The sequence below is a fragment of the Echinimonas agarilytica genome (assembly GCF_023703465.1).
Lineage (GTDB): Bacteria > Pseudomonadota > Gammaproteobacteria > Enterobacterales > Neiellaceae > Echinimonas > Echinimonas agarilytica.
Genome location: NZ_JAMQGP010000010.1, coordinates 41,723 through 61,423, shown reverse-complemented (window position 1 = coordinate 61,423; position 19,701 = coordinate 41,723). Strand labels below are relative to the sequence as shown.

Below are 19,701 nucleotides of genomic sequence, written 5' to 3'. Positions count from 1 at the left end.
CTATCCCTCGACTAGGTATTTAATATTTTCGCTGAGTACATGAAGCGACTCTTCGGTGAATACAAGGAGTAGATCACAGTTGATATCGTGCTCTTCTACGCAATAGTTGATTTCGATGGCGAGGTTTTTCTGCCACCGGTTTTGGTTTGCAGCGATCAAGTCGATGACTCGGCAGTGTTGCCCCAACACGACAGGGTGTCCTTGACTGAAATGGATATGTAGCATTTCAGCAATGCCTTTAAGGCAAGCGCCAATCAGGATATTGGATAAATCCATCAGGACTTCAATTTCGGCTTGATTATCTAAGTTGGCTTCGTGGCCAAGCAACTTAGCCATGTCATCAAATTTAGTATCATCAAACAACAAGAATGCTTCGCCTGAGACTCCGTCGCCAATAAAGCCCTGACACACCGCAGATAAGTCGCTGTACTCATCCACCGCTTGAAGTGCCATGTGTAGCTCTGAACTTTCCAATACGTTCACGTTGGGAATTGGAAGCTTGACGAATACATCAAGTACTTCTGCTAACAAACTGCCAGCGCGACCCATTGCAACGTTTGCTAGCTCCCGATAAGCGTCCATTTCAGACACTTCAACCGCGTCTAATTCATTGGGCGTAGTCCGTTCAGGTTTTGGCACATACCAGCCATGGCGCTCGAGAATGTGTCGAATCTCTTGACGAGAAGCTGGTTTACGCAAAAACTCAGCGGCTCCCATTGCGGTGACGCGTTCAAGTGCTTTAGTTTGAATATCGCCCGAGACCACTACAACATCTGGCCGTTTGCTTTGATGTTGAAGTTTCTCAAGTACTTGATAGCCGTCCATTACGGGCATGGTGAGATCCAGAAACATCAGATCCACTTGTTCGGTTTGGCATAGGGTGAAGCCTTCTTGTCCATCTTTGGCAAAAAGAACTTCTACATCCCAATCTTCGGGTAGGCTGCGATTCATTTGTTTACGCGCTAGCGCAGAGTCGTCGCATATCAGAACGGTTTTAACCACGGACTATTCAAATCTTTTAGGGCGAATTAACTGGTTAATTGTACATCAAGGGAGTGTCATGTTTCGACTTTAATGGTTGATCAATTCCTAATTTTTGGGGTTTTAATGATCTACTATCTTTTCACAACTTCGCTGCACAGGGTTCGCCTTTGGTCTAATTGGCCTTTACTGGGCATTGTATATATAATGGCGCGGCTTATTCTGTGGGCAAAAATCTATACTAAAACCCAATGCCTTACCTTTGTACTTGATGCACAAGGCTCCCACTGACGAGAGGAAATTACTGTGCTTAACGATTATCGCAAACACGTTGAACAACGTGCTTCAGAAGGAGTGGTTGCAAAACCACTTAATGCAGAACAAACTGCTGAATTAATTGAATTAATTAAAAATCCACCTGCAGGTGAAGAAGACTTCTTGCTTGAACTTCTTTCACAACGCGTGCCTCCAGGTGTGGATGAAGCTGCTTATGTTAAAGCAGGCTTCTTGGCTGCTATCGCAAAAGGCGAAGTGTCATCGACAATCCTATCGCCTGAAGTTGCCACTGAATGGTTGGGAACAATGCAGGGCGGTTATAACATCGCGCCTTTGGTTGAGTTGTTGGATGTTGATACCCTTGCCCCTATTGCGGTGAAAGCACTGTCTCATACATTGTTAATGTTTGATGCATTCTATGACGTTGAAGAAAAAGCCAAAGCTGGTAACGCATTTGCAGCGCAAGTGCTGCAATCTTGGGCCGACGCAGAATGGTTCTTGAGCAAGCCCGCATTGCAAGAAAAAATCACCTTGACGGTATTTAAGGTGACCGGTGAAACCAATACCGATGACTTGTCGCCAGCTCCTGATGCTTGGTCTCGTCCAGATATTCCAGTACATGCTTTGGCCATGTTAAAGAATGAGCGCGACGGTATCGTTCCTCAAAAAGCCGGTGAAATTGGTCCGCTAGCTCAAATTGAAGAAGTGAAAGCCAAAGGTTTCCCTGTTGCATATGTCGGTGATGTTGTAGGGACTGGTTCATCACGTAAGTCGGCTACCAACTCGGTGTTGTGGTTCTTCGGTGATGACATTCCATACGTGCCTAACAAGCGCACTGGCGGCTTTGTTTTAGGCGGCAAGATTGCACCTATTTTCTTCAACACAATGGAAGATTCAGGCGCGTTGCCTATCGAAGTCGATGTGACATCGTTGAACATGGGTGATGTGATTGATGTTTACCCATTTGAAGGCAAAGTGTGTAAGCACGGCACTGACGAAGTCATTTCAACGTTTGGGTTGAAGACGGATGTGTTGATTGATGAAGTACGTGCCGGTGGCCGTATTCCTTTGATCATCGGCCGTGGCCTCACGGACCGTGCGCGTGAGTCTTTGAGCTTACCGGTAAGTGACGTATTTCGCCGTCCTGCTTCTGTTGAAGATTCTGCAAAAGGGTATACCCTTGCCCAGAAAATGGTCGGTAAAGCGTGCGGCGTAGCAGGTGTTCGTCCGAACCAATACTGCGAACCTAAAATGACAACTGTGGGCTCGCAAGATACAACTGGCCCAATGACGCGTGATGAATTGAAAGATTTGGCGTGTCTCGGTTTCTCTGCTGATTTGACCATGCAGTCTTTCTGTCACACGTCTGCTTATCCAAAACCGGTTGATGTTGAAACGCATCACACGCTTCCTGATTTCATCATGAACCGTGGTGGCGTGTCATTGCGTCCAGGCGATGGTGTAATTCACAGCTGGCTCAACCGCATGTTGTTACCAGACACAGTGGGTACAGGCGGTGACTCTCATACGCGTTTCCCTCTGGGCATCTCATTCCCTGCGGGTTCAGGTTTGGTTGCATTTGCTGCGGCTACAGGCGTTATGCCATTAGACATGCCTGAATCAATTCTGGTTCGCTTTAAAGGCGAGATGAAGCCAGGCATTACCTTACGTGATTTGGTACATGCTATTCCTCTGTACGCCATCAAAGCTGGCTTACTCACAGTGGAAAAAGCAGGTAAGAAAAATGCCTTCTCGGGTCGTGTACTTGAGATTGAAGGTCTTGAAACATTATCTGTTGAGCAAGCGTTTGAATTGTCAGATGCATCAGCCGAACGTTCAGCGGCAGGTTGTACGATCAAGCTAGATGAAGCGCCAATTAAAGAATACCTTAACTCTAACATCGTGATGTTGAAGTGGATGATCTCAGAAGGCTATGGCGATCGCCGTACTATTGAGCGCCGTATTCAAGCGATGCAAGACTGGTTGGCGAACCCTGAGTTGATGGAAGCTGATGCCGATGCGGAATATGCTGAAGTCATCGAAATTGACTTAGCCGATATCAATGAGCCTATTTTATGTTGTCCAAACGATCCTGATGACGCGAAGACATTGTCAGACGTTGCAGGCGTAGGTATCGATGAAGTGTTCATTGGTTCGTGTATGACTAATATTGGTCACTTCCGTGCCGCAGGTAAACTGTTGCAGAAGTTCCAAGGTCAGTTGCCAACACGGTTGTGGGTTGCTCCACCAACCAAGATGGACGCTGCACAGCTCACTGATGAAGGCTACTACAGCATTTATGGTAAAGTGGGTGCTCGAACTGAGTCTCCAGGTTGTTCGTTGTGTATGGGTAACCAAGCGCGTGTTGCAGATGCAGCTACGGTGGTTTCAACTTCTACGCGTAACTTCCCCAACCGTTTAGGCACGGGCGCTAACGTTTACTTAGCCTCTGCTGAATTGGCGGCTGTGGCGTCAATTATTGGTAAAATTCCAAATAAAGATGAGTACATGCAATACGCCGATACAATCAGTGCAGATGCAGCGGATACCTATCGCTATTTGAATTTCCATAAGATGCCTGAGTATACGAAGAAAGCCGACGAGGTTATTTTCCAAACTGCGGAAGTCTAAATTGGGCTAAACACGCATGATTAAAAAAGCCAGCATAATGCTGGCTTTTTTGCGTTTAGACGTTGGAATTAAGTGCTTAAGCCGGTTTGATCATCACTTGATTTCTTCCATTGTGTTTGGCCTGATAGAGTGCTTCATCGGCATCTTTAATGAGAGATTCCAACTTAGCGTGAGTGTGTTGTATTTCTGCAACGCCAAAACTTGCTGAGACTTTAAGTGTTTTATTATTGTATTCCACTGTACTTCTGGACAATGATTCACGCATGCGTTCGGCCACAATCGCTGCATGTTGCGCCGAGCATTCCGGCACAATCACTGCAAACTCTTCACCGCCATAGCGGCAAACCAAAGCTTCATCTCTGAGCTGATTACAGAATATTTTGGCTGAGCGCTGCAATATCAAATCACCGCCATCATGACCGTATTCATCATTGATGCGTTTAAAGAAATCAAGATCGATGAGGATGATACTCATCATTCGGTCATATCTTTTTGAACGCAAAAACTCTTGTGAGGCGTGTGAAATCCACTTGCGCCTGTTTGCTATTCCAGTGAGTTCATCTGTGTGAGCTAAGGTATTCAAGTGGCGGTTATTGCCGATTGAACCGGTGAGAGCGAGGATCAAAATGCCGGCAATTGAAAGTGTTGGCAGCAACATTTGAACTTCAGAAACAGTGTAGACGCCCCAAAGTGATGAGGCGCTTACAATGAGTAATAAGGCAAATGTGGAGATGATGATAGCCAGTGCACTCGGGCCTAGTTTGATCGCGACATGGGCAAAGCAAAGCGTCGCTACAATACCCATCCATCCGATAACTGCGTGATCGGTTTCTATGTAGAAGCCTGCTATTTCGAGGGCGATGATAGTACTGGTAAATAGCAGTGTAATTTTGAGCAATCTCGAATCAATATTTAAATTGTTTCTGAGATATGCAATATCAATATATGCGTGGTCAAAGAATTGTTCGCAACGAAAATAAGAGAATGCCGTCATGAACGTTAAGGTGAAACATAGGGTGCCGGTGATGTTAGACATCCAGCGTAATAAAAACAAATCGATTAAAAGTTGAGCAATGTCTAAATCAATTAAGAAATAAACTAAAGTGGCAATGGTTGTGGAGATCACCGATGTCGCCATTGTCGCGTACACCAAAGCAAATACGTGCTTGGGTTGATCTAGTTTGAGTGACCCTTTGGTGTATCGCACAAGCCCAAGATGAGCCATGTAAAAGCATAATGCATGAGTGACGGAATAGAGAATGATTTGAGGTAAGAAATAAAAAGCATCTTCTGTTGGCTCCACGACATGAATCAGAGCAAACATGGATGCAAACATTGACCCCACGATAATACCGGGAAGGGCTTGGCGACCAAAGCAGGTCACCAGCGAAAAACTAAATGCTGCCGGAATGAATGCGACCGTGACAAAGTCGGTCGACCGGAAATAGACAGTGATCACTGCTACGCATAGCCATAAAAAACCAATGACTAATTGGAATTGCCAATATTTCTTCTTCGACACTGTAGGCGAGGTTGCCGTTTGATATGGCAATGGAGAGCCCTTTATTCATCTATGCATGGTTTTAGTGTGTTTGCTAGATCTGAAAAATTCAAACCAAATGAACAATTTATTTTGTCGCCATGCAAGAAGTGAGACACCCAACATGCCATATAAGATAGCCTCGTTTAAAGGGCTTTTTTGCGACCAGTAAAAATGCACCAATGCCAATACTAACAAAGGATAAACTAAGGCATGAACTTGCCCCCAACGCTTACCTAATGCGCGCTGAGCGCGTTTGAACGATGTAAAGCTTAGTATGGCCAGCAGTACCCACGTCACCATGCCTACAGTAATGTATGGACGCTTGATGATCTCTTTTCCAATTTCAAGCCATTGCAATTGCCATTCAAACACCACAAAGCAAATGATGTGCATGGATGCGTAAAACGCCGCATATAAGCCAAGCATGCGTCGTACCTGCAACAACGCTGGGGTTTTCGTCCAACGAATAGCGGGAGAAACGGCTAAAGTTGCAAACAAACAATGAATCGACCCAATACCATAAAAATGAATGAGTGCTTTGACTGGATCGGCTCCGAGCATATCGGTTGCGCCAAGCCAAAACATCCACACGGCTGGTGTTAAACAGGTCACATGCAATAGCAACTTAATGACTAGAAGGTGATTTTTGCTACGAATCAGGGCCATTAATAAAACTGCTTCTTGCCGAGTTGGGTGTACATATGTGCAACTTGGTCGGCATATCCGTTGTAAATTTCGGTATCGCGACGCTTCTGACCAAAAATGCCTCCGGTACCAATAATGCGCTCGCTGGCTTGACTCCATCGAGGGTGAGCCACCTCCGGATTTACGTTGGCATAAAAGCCGTATTCGCTAGGGGCTAATTGATTCCATGTCGTTTCTGGTTGCTCGCTTGTGAAACGAATTGACACGATCGACTTGATACTTTTGAAGCCATATTTCCACGGCAAAACGAGTCGAACAGGCGCACCATTCTGAGGTGGGATAGTCTTTCCATACATTCCTACCGCAATTAATGTGAGTGGGTTCATGGCTTCTTCAATAGTTAAACCTTCCACATAAGGATAATTGATGCCGCCTCCCATTAAACGATTCCGTTGTCCCGGCATCTGCTTTGGATCATGGAGCGTTTGAAATGCCACATATTTAGCGTCACTGGTGGGGGAGAAGCGTTTGATCATTTCAGCCAATGGAAACCCTATCCAAGGAATTACCATAGACCAAGCCTCTACACAGCGCAGGCGGTACACGCGCTCTTCAAGCGGGTTCCACTTCAGAATATCTTCCAAATGGAACGTGCCTGTGTTTTCCGCATGGCCAGAAACCTTGATTGACCAAGGTGTAGTTTTGAAATCTTGGGCATTATCCGCGGGGTCGTCTTTGCCCGTGCCAAATTCATAAAAATTATTGTACGTGGTCGCTTTGGCTTCTGGTGTCACGGCCAGAGCTGAGTCGTCTTTAATAAACTTAAGTCGACTTTGAGTGGCTGCATGGCCACTATTTGGGAGCATTGCCGCAGCAGTTAAGACACTGGCGCTGGTAATGAGTTGGCGCCGGTTTAGGTACAAAGATTCTGATGTTACCTGATGCTCAGGTAACGAGTAATGATTAAATCGAACACGTTTCATTCCATACACTCCATCTTTTTATACCCACAAAGCATTAGACCGTGTGTTAAACGAAAAAATCTCGTTTCAGGATGCGCTATTATTATAATTATGTGAACTAAACCGATGTGAACACCATGGACTTTGAATTTTTCTTCGACCCCAGTGAATTGAGAACTCTAGCAAGAGTGACTCATCCTCATGAAGCCTTTGGTGCATGGTTAAGTTACGAACTTGAAGCGGAAGTGACGTATATAGAGTCTTTAATTGAACGCCTAAAGTCAGGGCCAGATGAATGGTTTGAAGATGGTGATGAATGGCGATTAACGAAAGATAATGATTCTATTTCTGTGAAACATCACAGCTTATTTGAAGATTACGAAGATGATGGGAATGGCTTAAAACTTGACGGTGAGGCGCTCGAAGCGGATGCCGGTATAGAAGATTTCTTACAGTTACTCGAGGCATGGGTAGAACACCTATTTCCTTAAGCTGCACTGCAATGGTGCTGCATGTAACTTTTATGTGATGCAACTTGTAACTTGCACTACTTTGATCCATTGGAGCTGATCAAATTTGTGCATCACTGTTACAAATTATTAATAAAACCTTTCTATTTGAATCTATCCTATTGATTTTTATTGTTTAAATTCTCCTTGGCATGATGTTTGTTAATAATCCTTCGATTATAAAACTTTTCTAGGGAGTACACGATGAAACTTGTGACAGCAATCATCAAGCCATTCAAGCTGGATGATGTCAGAGAAGCCATCTCAGAAGTCGGAATTGAAGGTCTGACTGTAACTGAAGTTAAAGGCTTCGGACGCCAAAAAGGCCATACAGAGCTATATCGCGGCGCAGAGTACCAAGTCGATTTCTTGCCAAAAGTAAAATTAGAAATCGCAACGAATAACGAAAGCGTTGAGCGCTTAGTAGAAGCAATCAGCAAAGCGGCATACACCGGCAAAATCGGTGATGGCAAAATTTTCGTTTATGACTTGGAACAAGCTGTACGGATCCGTACAGGCGAAGCTGACGACGAAGCTCTATAAGAGTTTGGTTTTCACTGTCTGACACATCCGGGAGAAAATAATGGACAATCTTAATTACATCTTCGAATTGCAATACGCAATCGACACTTTTTACTTCTTAGTCTGTGGCGCATTAGTTATGTGGATGGCCGCTGGTTTCGCAATGCTGGAAGCTGGCTTGGTTCGCGCTAAGAACACAACTGAAATTCTAACTAAAAACGTAGCCTTGTTTGCTATCGCTTGTACCATGTACTTAGTATGTGGTTACGAAATTATGTATGACGGTGGATACTTCTTATCAGGTATCACAACTGTTGCTGGCATGGACGACGCAGCGATTGCATCGGTTCTTGACGCATCTAAAGAGTCTGGTTTTGGTGACATGGGCGAATACGCTGGTGCATCAGACTTCTTCTTCCAAGTTGTATTCGTTGCAACAGCAATGTCTATCGTATCGGGTGCGGTTGCTGAGCGTATGAAATTATTCGCTTTCTTAGCATTCGCAGTGGTACTGACTGGTTTCATCTATCCAATGGAAGGTTCTTGGACTTGGAACGGCGACAGCGTATTTGGTCTGTATGAATTGAGCTACAGTGACTATGCCGGTTCAGGTATTGTTCACATGGCTGGTGCAGCGGCTGCTCTTGCTGGCGTATTGTTGTTGGGTGCTCGTAAAGGTAAGTACGGTCCTAACGGTGAAGTGAAAGCGATTCCTGGTGCGAACTTGCCATTGGCAGCGTTAGGTACCTTCATCCTATGGATGGGTTGGTTCGGTTTCAACGGCGGTTCTACTCTTAAATTGGGTGGTATTGCGGTAGCAAACGAAGTTGCTAACGTATTCTTGAACACAAATGCTGCGGCTGCTGGTGGTGCGATTGCTGCACTCATCGTTGCTAAAATCTTATTCAAGAAAGCTGATTTGACGATGATCCTCAACGGCGCATTGGCTGGTTTGGTAGCAATTACAGCAGAGCCTGCTGACCCAACTCCACTATTAGCAACATTGATTGGTGCTGCTGGTGGTGTGATTGTAGTGTTCTCAATCTTGGCTTTGGATAAAGTTAAAATTGATGATCCAGTGGGTGCTATCTCTGTCCACGGTGTAGTTGGTCTGTGGGGTATATTCGCGGTACTTCTGTCTGATTCTGACGCAACGTTCATGGGCCAACTGGTTGGTGCATTAACTATCTTCGTATGGGTATTCGTAACAAGCTTAATCGTTTGGGGAATTCTCAAAGCAGTCATGGGTATCCGTGTCTCTGAAGAGGAAGAGTACGCTGGTACTGACGTTACAGATTGCGGTATGGAAGCATACCCAGAGTTCGTATCTAGCAGCAAGTAAGCTAGAACCAACTTATCTGAATAAACCGGAGCGGATGCTCCGGTTTTTTTATGCCTTGAATTTGTTTGTTGATATCCCGCGTATTGGCGACAAGATCATGATCTCATTTTTGACTCAATGCAGGCGCGTGAATATTAGGTATGTCTTACCCCGTTGTGACGTGATCTATGCGACAGTAGATACTGAATAGTGATTCATTTGTCGCCATCTAGAGACGAGCTGAATATTTGGCAGAGACAACGCTGTAGGGCTGAATAGGCGACTGACGGTGTGATTAAAGGAGGTGACTTGCTTGAGTCGATGCAGCTTAGCCATAAAGCCCATTGAGAGTTGGACGTTAGGCCATTTTATCTTAGCGAAGCAACGAAAAATGGCCCATTATCCATGTTAAAAACGATCAGTCGTTGTAGCCAAATAGATTCCGTACTGCGCGAAGTGTGTGATCAATATTCACAGCTTTGGTTGGCGTGATGAAAATGGTATCATCGCCCGCGATTGTTCCTAAGATGCCTTCGGCTTTGCCTACAGAGTCGAGCAAACGGGCAATAAGCTGAGCTGCGCCTGGGCTTGTTCGAATAACAATCATTAAATCATTGTGATCAATGTCGATAACAAGATTTTTAAGGGGACTAGAAGTCGTAGGTACGCCTAATTCCGCGGGTAAACAATAAACCATCTCCTGTTTAGCATTACGTGTTCGTACTGCTCCAAACTTGCTGAGCATCCGAGAAACCTTGGATTGGTTTACATTGATATAGCCTTGCTGTTTGAGTGCGTTGACTATTTCTCCTTGAGAACCAAATCGCTCCTGCTTGAGCAGGTTGTGAAATGCTTTGACTAAGGTATCTTGCTGGTTGGTCTGCATAACGAGTCCTTAATTTGTTATGCATTCATTTTGCATAAATTTGCATAAATCGGCAAACTTGGTTGCTGCGCATTGAGAACTAAACGCGTACTTTTTGCTTTACGATATTGGACAATGGAAATCGTCCGGTGTTCGCGGTTTGATTTAGCACAAGATCATGAGCTTCAATCGGGTTCAGTCTTGTGATAGTGAACTAATAATATAATTACCCTACATAAAAATTATTCAATAGGAGAATAACTATGAAAGTTGCTGTTCTTGGTGCCGCTGGTGGTATTGGGCAAGCGTTGTCTTTGCTTTTGAAAACTCAACTTCCAGCAGGTTCTGAATTGGCTTTGTATGACATTGCCCCAGTCACTCCGGGTGTTGCAAAAGATTTAAGCCACATCCCTACGGCAGTAGCAATTGATGGTTTTGGCAAGGACGACTTACATAAAGCACTCGAAGGTGCTGATATTGTTTTGATTCCTGCGGGCGTTCCGCGTAAGCCGGGCATGGACCGTGCCGATTTGTTCAACGTCAATGCGGGTGTTGTGAAGCACTTGGCAGAGCAAATTGCTGACGTATGTCCTACGGCAGCGGTATGTATCATCACAAACCCTGTGAACACTACAGTCGCTATTGCTGCAGAAGTGTTCAAAGCAAAAGGTTGTTACAACAAGAGCAAACTGTTCGGTGTGACAACGCTTGATGTCATTCGTGCAGAAACTTTCATTGCTGAAGCGAAAGGTTTGAACCCTGCTGACGTAAACATCAATGTGATCGGTGGTCACAGTGGTGTCACTATTCTTCCGCTCATTAGCCAATTAGGCTTAGATTTCACAGCTGAAGAAATTGAAGCGATGACTGTTCGCATCCAGAATGCAGGTACAGAAGTCGTTGAAGCTAAAGCTGGCGGCGGCTCTGCAACTCTTTCTATGGGCCAAGCAGCAGCACGTTTCTGTTTGTCTTTGGTCAAAGCCATGAATGGCGAGAATGTTGTTGAGTGTGCTTACGTCGATGGCGGTAGTGACCATGCAGAATTTTTTGCTCAACCTTTGCGCTTAGGCACAAATGGTGTTGAAGAAGTTCTCGGTTACGGGCAAATTAGCGCATTTGAAAAAGATGCACTTGAAGGCATGCTCGATACTCTCAAAGGTGATATCGCCAAAGGCGTTGAATTCGTCAAAAGTTAAGCCTCATCGAATTCTGCAATTGCAGATAGATTGACCGAATGAAAACGAGCCTCAATGGCTCGTTTTTTCGTTTTTAATCGCGCTGCCTTAAACCCGTCCCAACGTCAATTCATCCGATAGTTGATCCTTCCTGAATGATTCTTTCACTCTGTGTTACCGAAAACATTTTTATGCATTATGCAGGTCGTTAATATTATTTATTGCAGTTTAAGGGTGCATTAATTCGTTGCTAACTGAACTGTTATCGATAACATTATTGTGTTTTTGATCACTGTTTGGACGATAAGTTCAGACTTAGATCACGCATTGTTTTTTAGTTGTAGTTTTTAATTTCTCATTTGTTAATGATTTGTAACCTTGCTGGTGAAGGTGTGATTACTTGTGAATTGCAAAAGGAATAACTTAAAAATCTCTGGCCAATAGAGCCAAAAAATACAGAGATATTTCAAACGGACGCTCACCGCAATCTAGTCGTTTGTGATTTCAAATTCATGCGACAGATAACACGCCTTTCTCGTTGCGATAGCGACAGGAAAGACCAAAGAGCTAGAGGGGTTAAAAATGACCAAATTGAAGCGTTCCCATAAAGGGTTAGGACTTGCTATTGCTGTCTCAGGTTGCGTGGGCGCAACTTACGCCGCAGCAGCGGGTAAGCCGACTATTCCCGCTGATGGCCAGCGGATGTTCTTGTTAGGCCAAGATCAAGTGTCAATTCAAGACTACATGGCGGATGCGAGTCTGCCACGTCCACATGGGTTAACCATGTATACAACGCTGACTCGAGGAGCCACCGAGACCACAACCAATTATTGCTTTAAAGGTTTGGATGGGTTGAAGAATATTGATAACTACAACTCATACACCGCAGACGGTTGTAGTGATTCTGAGCGTCGCAACCAATGGGGCTCTGGAATTCAAAATGCTCAGTGGGCGATTGAAACATACCAACCTGAAGTTGTGGCGCTGGGCATGTTTTGTCCGGGCAATGGTCAAGCCCAAGGGCTTGCTCAAAACGGCACGCACGATGACCTGCTAATAGAACTTTCAGATTTCTTCAAAGAGCATCAAAACACAAGTTTCTTTTTAAGAACATGTTATGAGTTCAATGGCGATGCGCATGGTTTAAGCGCTGACGCATTCCGCAGTATTTATAAATACGTTAAAACCTTCCTAGACGAGCAAGGCGTATCTAACGTTGCGCATGTTTGGCAGTCAGATGCGTTTCACGGTACGGGACGTGTCACCAACCAAGCCCTTGGTAATCAAGAGCAGGGCTATTGGCCTGGTAAGCAATATGTTGACTGGGTGGGAGTGTCTCAATTTGCCAGTGACATTAACGAAGAAGCAGAAATTGCAGAAATTGAAGGGCTCCCCCTGTTTGTCGCGGAAGTGACACCTCACGGCGATTTAGGGACACAATACGATTTCGGTATTCCATTTAACAGTAGCCAGGGAGTTGCACAAGGTACGGCAAACCCAGTCACTATTGTGAACAATTTAGACTGGTTTACGCAAAAGAATGCAGAAATTGTGCGCCCCTCAACCAAAGCGTGGCATTACATTAATGCCGATTGGACGTCGCAGCCTCAGTGGGAGAGTGCTGCTGATCAAGCCGGTGCAAATTTCTTTAAATATACGGACTCGCGAATTCAGCAAAGCACTGATATTAAGGATTATTTTACTGAGTTTGTAAGTGAGGAAAACGGGTTCCTGTTGGCGGGTTCAGAGTCGGTGCCAATCGACCCAGCGGATCCTACCGTGCCAGTCGCCCCTGTTGAACCTTCAGAGCCGACCACCACGACACTGCAAGCAGAGAATGGAGTGTTGTCGGGTGATGCCCAAGTATTTGATGATGCTGCAGCTCAAGGTGGGCAAGGCGTTGCGTATATTTATACGCCCAACTCTGGAGTGGCGTTTGAAAACGCCCCTGCGGCTGATGAATTGACGCTGTATTTTGCATCAATGAACTCTGGCACGATCTCTATTTACGTCAATGGCACAGATAATAACGTTGCATACAGTGGCACAGGTTCCTGGGCGGGAACGTATCGTCCGTTAACTACGTCTATTGAAGTTCCCGCAGGTGCAACGGTAAAGGTCGGATTCGATTCAGGTGATGCTGCGTTGAACCTCGACCGTGTTGATTTCACGTCATTGGGTTCTACAGCACCAGAGGTTCCAACGGAACCGGAAGAACCGATAGAACCAGAGCAACCAACTGAACCGGCGGCTCCTGAAACTCCAGTGACTCCTGCAGCAAACTTTGGGTTCGCCTATGTTGATGATACAACCATGCGTGTATATCACGTAGACAACGGTTGGACTGCGAGCTGGAACTACATGTGTGTGAATGGCGATTGCCGCGCAGCTACTCGATCAGAAGGGGTGTTCTACCGTGAAGTGTCTGCGGTGATCGGTACGACTTATCAAATTGAATTTAAAGTTCAAGATGACGCGGTAAGCCAATTCATTGTGGGTGACTCTGTGACTTTTGAGGCTTCTTCCGGAGCACCGACGCAACCTGAAGTTCCGGTTGAGCCAGAAGAACCCTCTGAACCTGAAGTTCCGGTTGAGCCAGAAGAACCCTTTGAACCTGAAGTTCCGGTTGAGCCAACAGAGCCTGAAACTCCAGTGCAGCCAGCAGAACAATTTGGAATCGCTTATGTTGATGATTCAACCATGCGCGTGTACCACGTAGATAAGGGATGGACTGCAAGCTGGAACTATATTTGTGTGAACAGCGATTGTCGCGCTGGCACTCGTGAAAATGGCTTGTTTTATCGAGATGTACCAGCAATGTTAGGTACAACCTATGAGCTTGAATTTAAAGCTCAAGACGATGTTCTCAGTCAGGTGATGGTTAACAAATCTGCGACATTCACTGCAAATGCTGGAACTCCAACGGACCCAGCGGATCCCACAGAACCGACTGATCCAACAGACCCTACTAACCCAGGTGAGCCGACGCCAGCAGCAACGGTTGCTGTGGTGAATGATACCACGCTTGGCAACTTCCTTGTCGCAGGTGCCGATTCGGACCTAGCCGGGTTTACCTTGTACACGTTTGATGTTGATGCCGGTGGCCCAAGTCAATGTAACGGCGTTTGCGCCGGTGTTTGGCCTCCATACACTGTTGCATCTGAGGATCAACTGGTTGCGCCAGCAGGTGTCACCTTAGGCTCGTCATTACGCGAGGACGGCTCTCTGCAAGTGACGTTAGATGGTGACAACCTGTATTTTTACGTGAACGATTCGCAGCCTAGCGATACTGTGGGTCATGGTGTAAACGGAGTATGGTTCGTTGCCGACTTACCCACGCCTGATTTTGCAGACTTAACATGGCAAGAATCGGCTCTGCCTATGTGTTCAAACTTGTATTCAAACAATATTCCAACGTTCGGTTATCACACTTATATTGAAGGTACTGATTTAGTGTTCCGAGCGGGTTCTTTGCTTGCCAGTGAAGTTTGGGGCAATGGCATCCGTGCAGTCTTCTTTCGCACCAACGGTGCGTCAGGACAAGTCGAGCATATTGGCACAGTGGAAGGCTCTCGCAATGGCGACTCAGCGACCTTGAGTATTCCAAGTGAATATTTAGAAGGCCAAGTGAGTTACTACGTGTCTTACGAGCGCTTCTTCACGCCTATGTCTGATCCTGGAAAAACGGGGAATGCACTGGAGTATGCGGACTCTGCGCTGTATGCATTGAACCGTACTGAAGGATGTGTGTCGGGCAACTGGACAAGCTCTGGTGTAGAGGACTTTGCGGGGTGGACTCGTCGTCAGCACCCACAAGGGGTATTTAACGACCACAATGTATTTGCCAAGAGCACTAGCTCTATCCAAAACTCAGCCACGCACTTTATGCATGTGCCACGTTTTGTGGTATCGGTTGCGCAAGACCAAGTTGGTCAAGACTTAATCTTCAATGTTGTTTTTACATATGAAGCAGAGTCTCCATTCCAAGAAAGTTCTGAAATTATTTTCTCAGGAATTGAAGGTAAAGGTGCGCGTGCAGGTGACGGTAGCCCATTGCACAGTTATAGCTTCCGCTGTGATCAAGTGGGGCCGAACGAAGCGAACTGTAATGCCGGACAAGTATTCTCTTATGGCCAGAATGTTGACTGGGAATTACGTGTGCAGCCTGTAGGTGGTGCGGGTGCAAACTTGTACTCTCAAATGTTTTATTACGTACCCGGTCATGGTTGGGCGAGAGAATCGGTTGACCCACGGGCATTGTTAGGTGGTGAAGCGAGCATTGATGCGCACGGAGCAACGGTCTATGAGCGTTCAGCGGCATTTATGCAACATCAACACACCGATGATTTGCAACAAGTACGCGACTTTGTTCGCCAACACCAGGACTTGCGTGATCCGATTGGGACACCACAACACGGTGCTCAGTTTGACACATGTGAATCGTGCCATATCAATGATGGGCGAAGTGATACCGTGTTCACCTTACCAAATGGTCATCAGCGTATTGCTCCACCTCTCATTGGTTTAGGGCTGCTAGAGCAAGTGGTCGATTTCCCAGGAAAAGTCGGTTTTGGTTGGGAAGGGAGCCGCGACTCTGTTGAAGCTGCTGTTCGCTTTGCACTTGAAGCTGACTTTGGTGTGCCAAATCCAGATGCCGGTTTAGTGGATAAACTGACTCACTATTCCCAGTTAGTGGGGGTGCCACAGCGTGACAAGAGCACTATGTTTGATCCATCTGTGATTGCCGGAGAAGCACTGTTCAAAGGAAAAATGCAATGTATCGCATGTCACCAAGAAACATTGCAACTGACCAATGGCGATGTGATTCGTCCATACACCGACATGAAAGCGCATGACTTAGGAGATGGTTCTTTCCGTACGGCCCCACTTTGGGGGATTGGCCGCTCTGCGAATGTTGTATTAGTCAGTATGGAAGCCGATACAGGAATGGGCTTTAACAACGCGCAAGCGCCAGGTATTGCTCAACGCACCTTGGGTGCCAGCGAAGCCGAATTGCGTCAACTCGGTGATGACCGTGATGCTTTGTTCATGCACGACGGACGAGCTCAAGGGTTAGATGAAGCTGTTAGAGTACATGGCGGCGAAGCTGCTACAGCGAGTCAAGCTTACCAGAATGCATCATCACAAGAACGAGAACAATTATTGAGCTTTTTACGCTCTTTGTAATAACAAGGCCTTGGCGATAAGCAAGATCTCAATTAAAAAGCCGATGCGTGTTGATGCATCGGCTTTTTCGAGCAATTGAATCAGAGCTTAGATAAATCTAAAACGTTGATTGTTTCCACCGTCACATGATGATTGTTGAATCACACCACCATTTGCGCCGGAATTGTTTCTTACTTCCATGCACTTACCGCTTTGCTTATTGCGAATTTCAAAGGTGTTGCTGCCTTTGTCGAATAAGGTCCAGCGTTGCTTTTGATCTGCATAGTTACAGACCCACTGTTGAATTACTGCGCCGTCGGCTGAGCTGCCAGAAGCGAGCTCCATACATAGTTGACTCTTCTGAGAGCTAATTGCGTACTCGCCATTGCCCAGTGAATTGAATTTAAAGCGTTGATTTTGGTTGCCAGTATTACAAACCCACTGCTGGTAATTACTGCCATTCCACATGGCGCCACCTGCAACATCTAAACAAAGGTTGCTGTGAACCAATTGCACATTGGTATTGCTCGTTGGAGCCGTGATGTCACCCGTGTCAGGCGTGCCATTGTCACCGCCTGATGTGCTAACAGGTTTGTAGACTCGGATCCAATCAACGTACATTTTGTTTTTGCTGTTGTTAGCCAGATCTGCATCAGATGCGACAATGCCAGCTTCAGAGCGCCACGAGTGGTCTTCTGTATCAATAATGATGAAAGATTCTTCATCCATGTTGTAGGTGTTTTTGTCAAGAATTGCGCCGGTGTAGTCTTTGTCCTTCATGACAACTTCAGCCCACGAGCCATTCGGCGTTTCTTGGCCATTAATGTAGAAGGTGACTTCAGTAGGACTTTTCCAGTACACGGCAAATCGATGAAATCCATCGCGCCAGTAAGTACCCCAAGGCGGAGTGTTGTGAGTTTGATCGTTAAAGTCGCTTCTAATTGAATTGTCAGCATTGCGCATGAAAACGTGGAAGTTAGTCGACATATTGCGAGCAAACCAATCGTCATTCGCGCCGCCGTAAACTTCGAGCACATCGATTTCGCGCTCGTCATTTTCACTCAGTAGCCAAAAATTAGAGGACAACTCTAGGTTGCTTACCTTGATCCGAGCCTCCAAAAAAATGGGGTATTTAACTTTTGTTTTTGACGTAACCACGCCCGCGTTCACTTGATTGGTACCCGCGCGTCTAGAAGCGCCAATAATCAAGTTACCATCGGCTACCCAGCTTTCAGATTGCTGCCAGTAGGTTAGACCAGGGCCTGTCCAACCGTTAAAATAAGTGTCGTTCCATTTACTTGTAAAGCTGTTTGGTTTGCCCGTGTAGTTAAATGAATCGGAATAGTTTTCTTGAAGTTCCCATTCCATATTATTGCCAGGGCTAACCGGCAAAGGGATATTATCCCAATCTGCTGCTGTTGCCGCGAATGATAGGCTCAATGCGCCTGCTAGTATTACTGTTTTAGTTGTTTTAAATGTCATTGTATGTGCTCTCTGTATGTTGCTTTTTTACAATTCCATAACTTTAGATTTCTAAATGAGATTTAGTTAACAATTAACATTGGTCGATGGGGGGGGGTGCAATTTTTGTGATCCCGTCCTGCGTTACGTAATTTTATTTTTATTCTTTGGGTTTTTAGTGTGTCGGTTGTTTTATAGGCAGGTGAATATTTAACGAGTAATTTAAATCATTGTTTTAACGTATTTTTATTGTTTATAGATAAAGCTTTCATGTTCATCAGTGAGATGGGAATGGATTATGAAATATCACTATTTTTTGTATGGAATTAAAAATTGAAAGGTGTTTTGAACGGTTTGAAGCGCGAATAAAGGGCATTCAGTTCGCTTTGGAATCGTGTGAGGGGTAATGAAAAGCAGTCATATCATGATGACTGCTTTGATGCTTTTAGTGATTTCGTTCCACTGATAAATGCGCCAGTCCTACTAAAGCCGCCTTGTAGTCCGAGTCGGGCATAAAGTTCAATGCCGCAATGGCTTTGTCAGCTTCCTCTTCAGCTTTTTGACGTGTGTAATCGAGCGAACCAACACGCTCCATAGTCGCTTGAATACGTTGCAAATGAGGTAAGCCGTTTGCTTGTTCGATCGCTTCGCGGATGAGTGCTGATTCTTCATCATTGCCATGATGCATCGCATGCAATAAGGGGAGCGTGGGTTTGCCTTCAGCGAGGTCGTCTCCGGCATTTTTGCCCATGGTCTCAGCATCGGCGCTGTAATCTAATAGGTCATCAATCAATTGAAATGCCGTACCTAAATGGCGTCCATAGGCTAGCATTGCTTGTTCAACCGCTTCGCTTTGGCCGCTTACCACCGCTGCTAAGCGGGTCGCCGCTTCAAATAATTTGGCAGTTTTGCAATAGATGACTTCAAAGTAGCTTTCTTCAGACACATCTGCATCATTAACATTCATCAGTTGAAGTACTTCACCTTCAGCGATGACATTGGTGGCATCGGAGAGTACTTCGAGTACTTTCATTTCACCAATGCCAACCATCATTTGAAACGAACGGGTGTAAAGGAAGTCTCCTACCAACACACTAGCCTGATTGCCAAACAATGCATTGGCTGTTTCGCGACCTCGACGCATGGTGGATTCGTCAACGACGTCATCATGCAATAGCGTTGCGGTGTGAATAAATTCAATCAGGGTTGCAAGAGCAATGTGTTGTTTGCCGTCATAACCTAACGCTCTAGCCGCTAATACGGTTAACAGTGGACGAAGACGTTTGCCGCCGGCACTAACGATGTATAAACCGAGCTGGTTAATAAGTGCGACATCTGAACTAAGCTGCTCGCCAATCAATTGATTGACGGAGTTCATATCGTCGTTTGTGAGTTGTTTAATTTGCTCAAGTTGCATGAGACCTGCCGAGATTTGAGTCACTTAGGTTCTTTGAAGTTGTGTGGAGTTTACGCATAAATGCTAACTTGTGACAGTTTGAAACTGAAAACATTTGTTAGATGGTTAAAAAATATTCATTTGAAGTGGGTTGTCGCTTGCGTCTGAGTGTCGTTTTGAATAGAATACGCGCCCTAAAGCTTTAAGGCTCTCGTATCTTGCCTCAAAAAGATGCTGAAATTTTCGGA

Annotated in this window: 13 protein-coding genes; 6 read left to right on the top strand and 7 right to left on the bottom strand. The window is 45.5% G+C overall.

Annotated features, from left to right (window positions below; genetic code table 11):
- Complete coding sequence (locus tag NAF29_RS16850) at positions 1 to 1,002, bottom strand: response regulator (protein WP_251262801.1); 1,002 nt, start codon at positions 1,000 to 1,002, stop codon at positions 1 to 3.
- 285 nt (positions 1,003 to 1,287) lie between these two features.
- Between NAF29_RS16850 and acnB the strand changes: the two genes are divergently transcribed.
- Positions 1,288 to 3,888 carry a bifunctional aconitate hydratase 2/2-methylisocitrate dehydratase gene (gene acnB, locus NAF29_RS16845; protein WP_251262800.1) on the top strand — a complete coding sequence of 867 codons (2,601 nt, stop codon included), beginning with the start codon at positions 1,288 to 1,290 and terminating at the stop codon, positions 3,886 to 3,888.
- 76 nt (positions 3,889 to 3,964) lie between these two features.
- Here the strand turns inward: acnB and NAF29_RS16840 are convergent, their stop codons facing one another.
- The 3 genes from NAF29_RS16840 to msrP are packed head-to-tail and all read right to left on the bottom strand — an operon-like array spanning position 3,965 to position 7,059.
- The gene (locus NAF29_RS16840; RefSeq protein WP_251262799.1) at positions 3,965 to 5,440 is read right to left on the bottom strand and encodes a sensor domain-containing diguanylate cyclase; all 1,476 of its coding nucleotides are present in this window, start codon (positions 5,438 to 5,440) and stop codon (positions 3,965 to 3,967) included.
- Positions 5,441 to 5,455: 15 nt separating this feature from the next.
- Positions 5,456 to 6,097: a protein-methionine-sulfoxide reductase heme-binding subunit MsrQ gene (gene msrQ, locus NAF29_RS16835; RefSeq protein ID WP_251262798.1), complete on the bottom strand. Its 642-nt coding sequence runs from the start codon at positions 6,095 to 6,097 to the stop codon at positions 5,456 to 5,458.
- The gene (gene msrP / locus NAF29_RS16830) at positions 6,097 to 7,059 is read right to left on the bottom strand and encodes a protein-methionine-sulfoxide reductase catalytic subunit MsrP (protein ID WP_251262797.1); all 963 of its coding nucleotides are present in this window, start codon (positions 7,057 to 7,059) and stop codon (positions 6,097 to 6,099) included. Before msrP ends, msrQ begins: the two co-directional genes overlap by 1 nt.
- A gap of 116 nt (positions 7,060 to 7,175) precedes the next feature.
- On the opposite strand from msrP, the gene NAF29_RS16825 reads away from it, so the two are divergent.
- The 3 genes from NAF29_RS16825 (at position 7,176) to NAF29_RS16815 (ending at position 9,411) form a co-directional block, all read left to right on the top strand.
- On the top strand, positions 7,176 to 7,529 hold the full coding sequence (locus NAF29_RS16825) for a YacL family protein (protein ID WP_251262796.1): 354 nt from the start codon (positions 7,176 to 7,178) through the stop codon (positions 7,527 to 7,529).
- A gap of 222 nt (positions 7,530 to 7,751) precedes the next feature.
- Entirely contained in the window at positions 7,752 to 8,090 is a 339-nt protein-coding gene (glnK, locus tag NAF29_RS16820; RefSeq protein ID WP_251262795.1) for a P-II family nitrogen regulator, read from the top strand.
- Between the two features lie 40 nt (positions 8,091 to 8,130).
- Positions 8,131 to 9,411, top strand: coding sequence for an ammonium transporter (locus NAF29_RS16815; RefSeq protein ID WP_251262794.1), 1,281 nt, complete (start codon positions 8,131 to 8,133; stop codon positions 9,409 to 9,411).
- Positions 9,412 to 9,808: 397 nt separating this feature from the next.
- On the opposite strand, the gene argR is transcribed toward NAF29_RS16815, so the two are convergent.
- Positions 9,809 to 10,276: a transcriptional regulator ArgR gene (argR, locus tag NAF29_RS16810; protein ID WP_251262793.1), complete on the bottom strand. Its 468-nt coding sequence runs from the start codon at positions 10,274 to 10,276 to the stop codon at positions 9,809 to 9,811.
- 242 nt (positions 10,277 to 10,518) lie between these two features.
- Between argR and mdh the strand changes: the two genes are divergently transcribed.
- Both mdh and NAF29_RS16800 read left to right on the top strand, forming a co-directional pair.
- The gene (mdh, locus tag NAF29_RS16805) at positions 10,519 to 11,451 is read left to right on the top strand and encodes a malate dehydrogenase (protein WP_251262792.1); all 933 of its coding nucleotides are present in this window, start codon (positions 10,519 to 10,521) and stop codon (positions 11,449 to 11,451) included.
- Between the two features lie 561 nt (positions 11,452 to 12,012).
- Positions 12,013 to 16,617, top strand: coding sequence for a family 31 carbohydrate-binding protein (locus NAF29_RS16800; RefSeq protein WP_251262791.1), 4,605 nt, complete (start codon positions 12,013 to 12,015; stop codon positions 16,615 to 16,617).
- An 87-nt stretch (positions 16,618 to 16,704) separates the two neighbouring features.
- Here the strand turns inward: NAF29_RS16800 and NAF29_RS16795 are convergent, their stop codons facing one another.
- Both NAF29_RS16795 and ispB read right to left on the bottom strand, forming a co-directional pair.
- Positions 16,705 to 18,078 (bottom strand): RICIN domain-containing protein, encoded by a 1,374-nt coding sequence (locus NAF29_RS16795; protein ID WP_251262790.1) that lies wholly within the window; start codon positions 18,076 to 18,078, stop codon positions 16,705 to 16,707.
- Between the two features lie 424 nt (positions 18,079 to 18,502).
- On the bottom strand, positions 18,503 to 19,474 hold the full coding sequence (gene ispB / locus NAF29_RS16790; RefSeq protein ID WP_251262888.1) for an octaprenyl diphosphate synthase: 972 nt from the start codon (positions 19,472 to 19,474) through the stop codon (positions 18,503 to 18,505).
- Positions 19,475 to 19,701 lie beyond the last annotated feature (227 nt).

Bases quoted from the DNA above. Each gene is read 5' to 3' on its own strand.
- msrQ (WP_251262798.1), bottom strand. From the start codon at position 6,097: ATGGCCCTGATTCGTAGCAAAAATCACCTTCTAGTCATTAAGTTGCTA.
- msrP (WP_251262797.1), bottom strand. From the start codon at position 7,059: ATGAAACGTGTTCGATTTAATCATTACTCGTTACCTGAGCATCAGGTA.
- NAF29_RS16825 (WP_251262796.1), top strand. From the start codon at position 7,176: ATGGACTTTGAATTTTTCTTCGACCCCAGTGAATTGAGAACTCTAGCA.
- glnK (WP_251262795.1), top strand. From the start codon at position 7,752: ATGAAACTTGTGACAGCAATCATCAAGCCATTCAAGCTGGATGATGTC.
- NAF29_RS16815 (WP_251262794.1), top strand. From the start codon at position 8,131: ATGGACAATCTTAATTACATCTTCGAATTGCAATACGCAATCGACACT.
- argR (WP_251262793.1), bottom strand. From the start codon at position 10,276: ATGCAGACCAACCAGCAAGATACCTTAGTCAAAGCATTTCACAACCTG.
- mdh (WP_251262792.1), top strand. From the start codon at position 10,519: ATGAAAGTTGCTGTTCTTGGTGCCGCTGGTGGTATTGGGCAAGCGTTG.
- NAF29_RS16800 (WP_251262791.1), top strand. From the start codon at position 12,013: ATGACCAAATTGAAGCGTTCCCATAAAGGGTTAGGACTTGCTATTGCT.
- NAF29_RS16795 (WP_251262790.1), bottom strand. From the start codon at position 18,078: ATGACATTTAAAACAACTAAAACAGTAATACTAGCAGGCGCATTGAGC.
- ispB (WP_251262888.1), bottom strand. From the start codon at position 19,474: ATGCAACTTGAGCAAATTAAACAACTCACAAACGACGATATGAACTCC.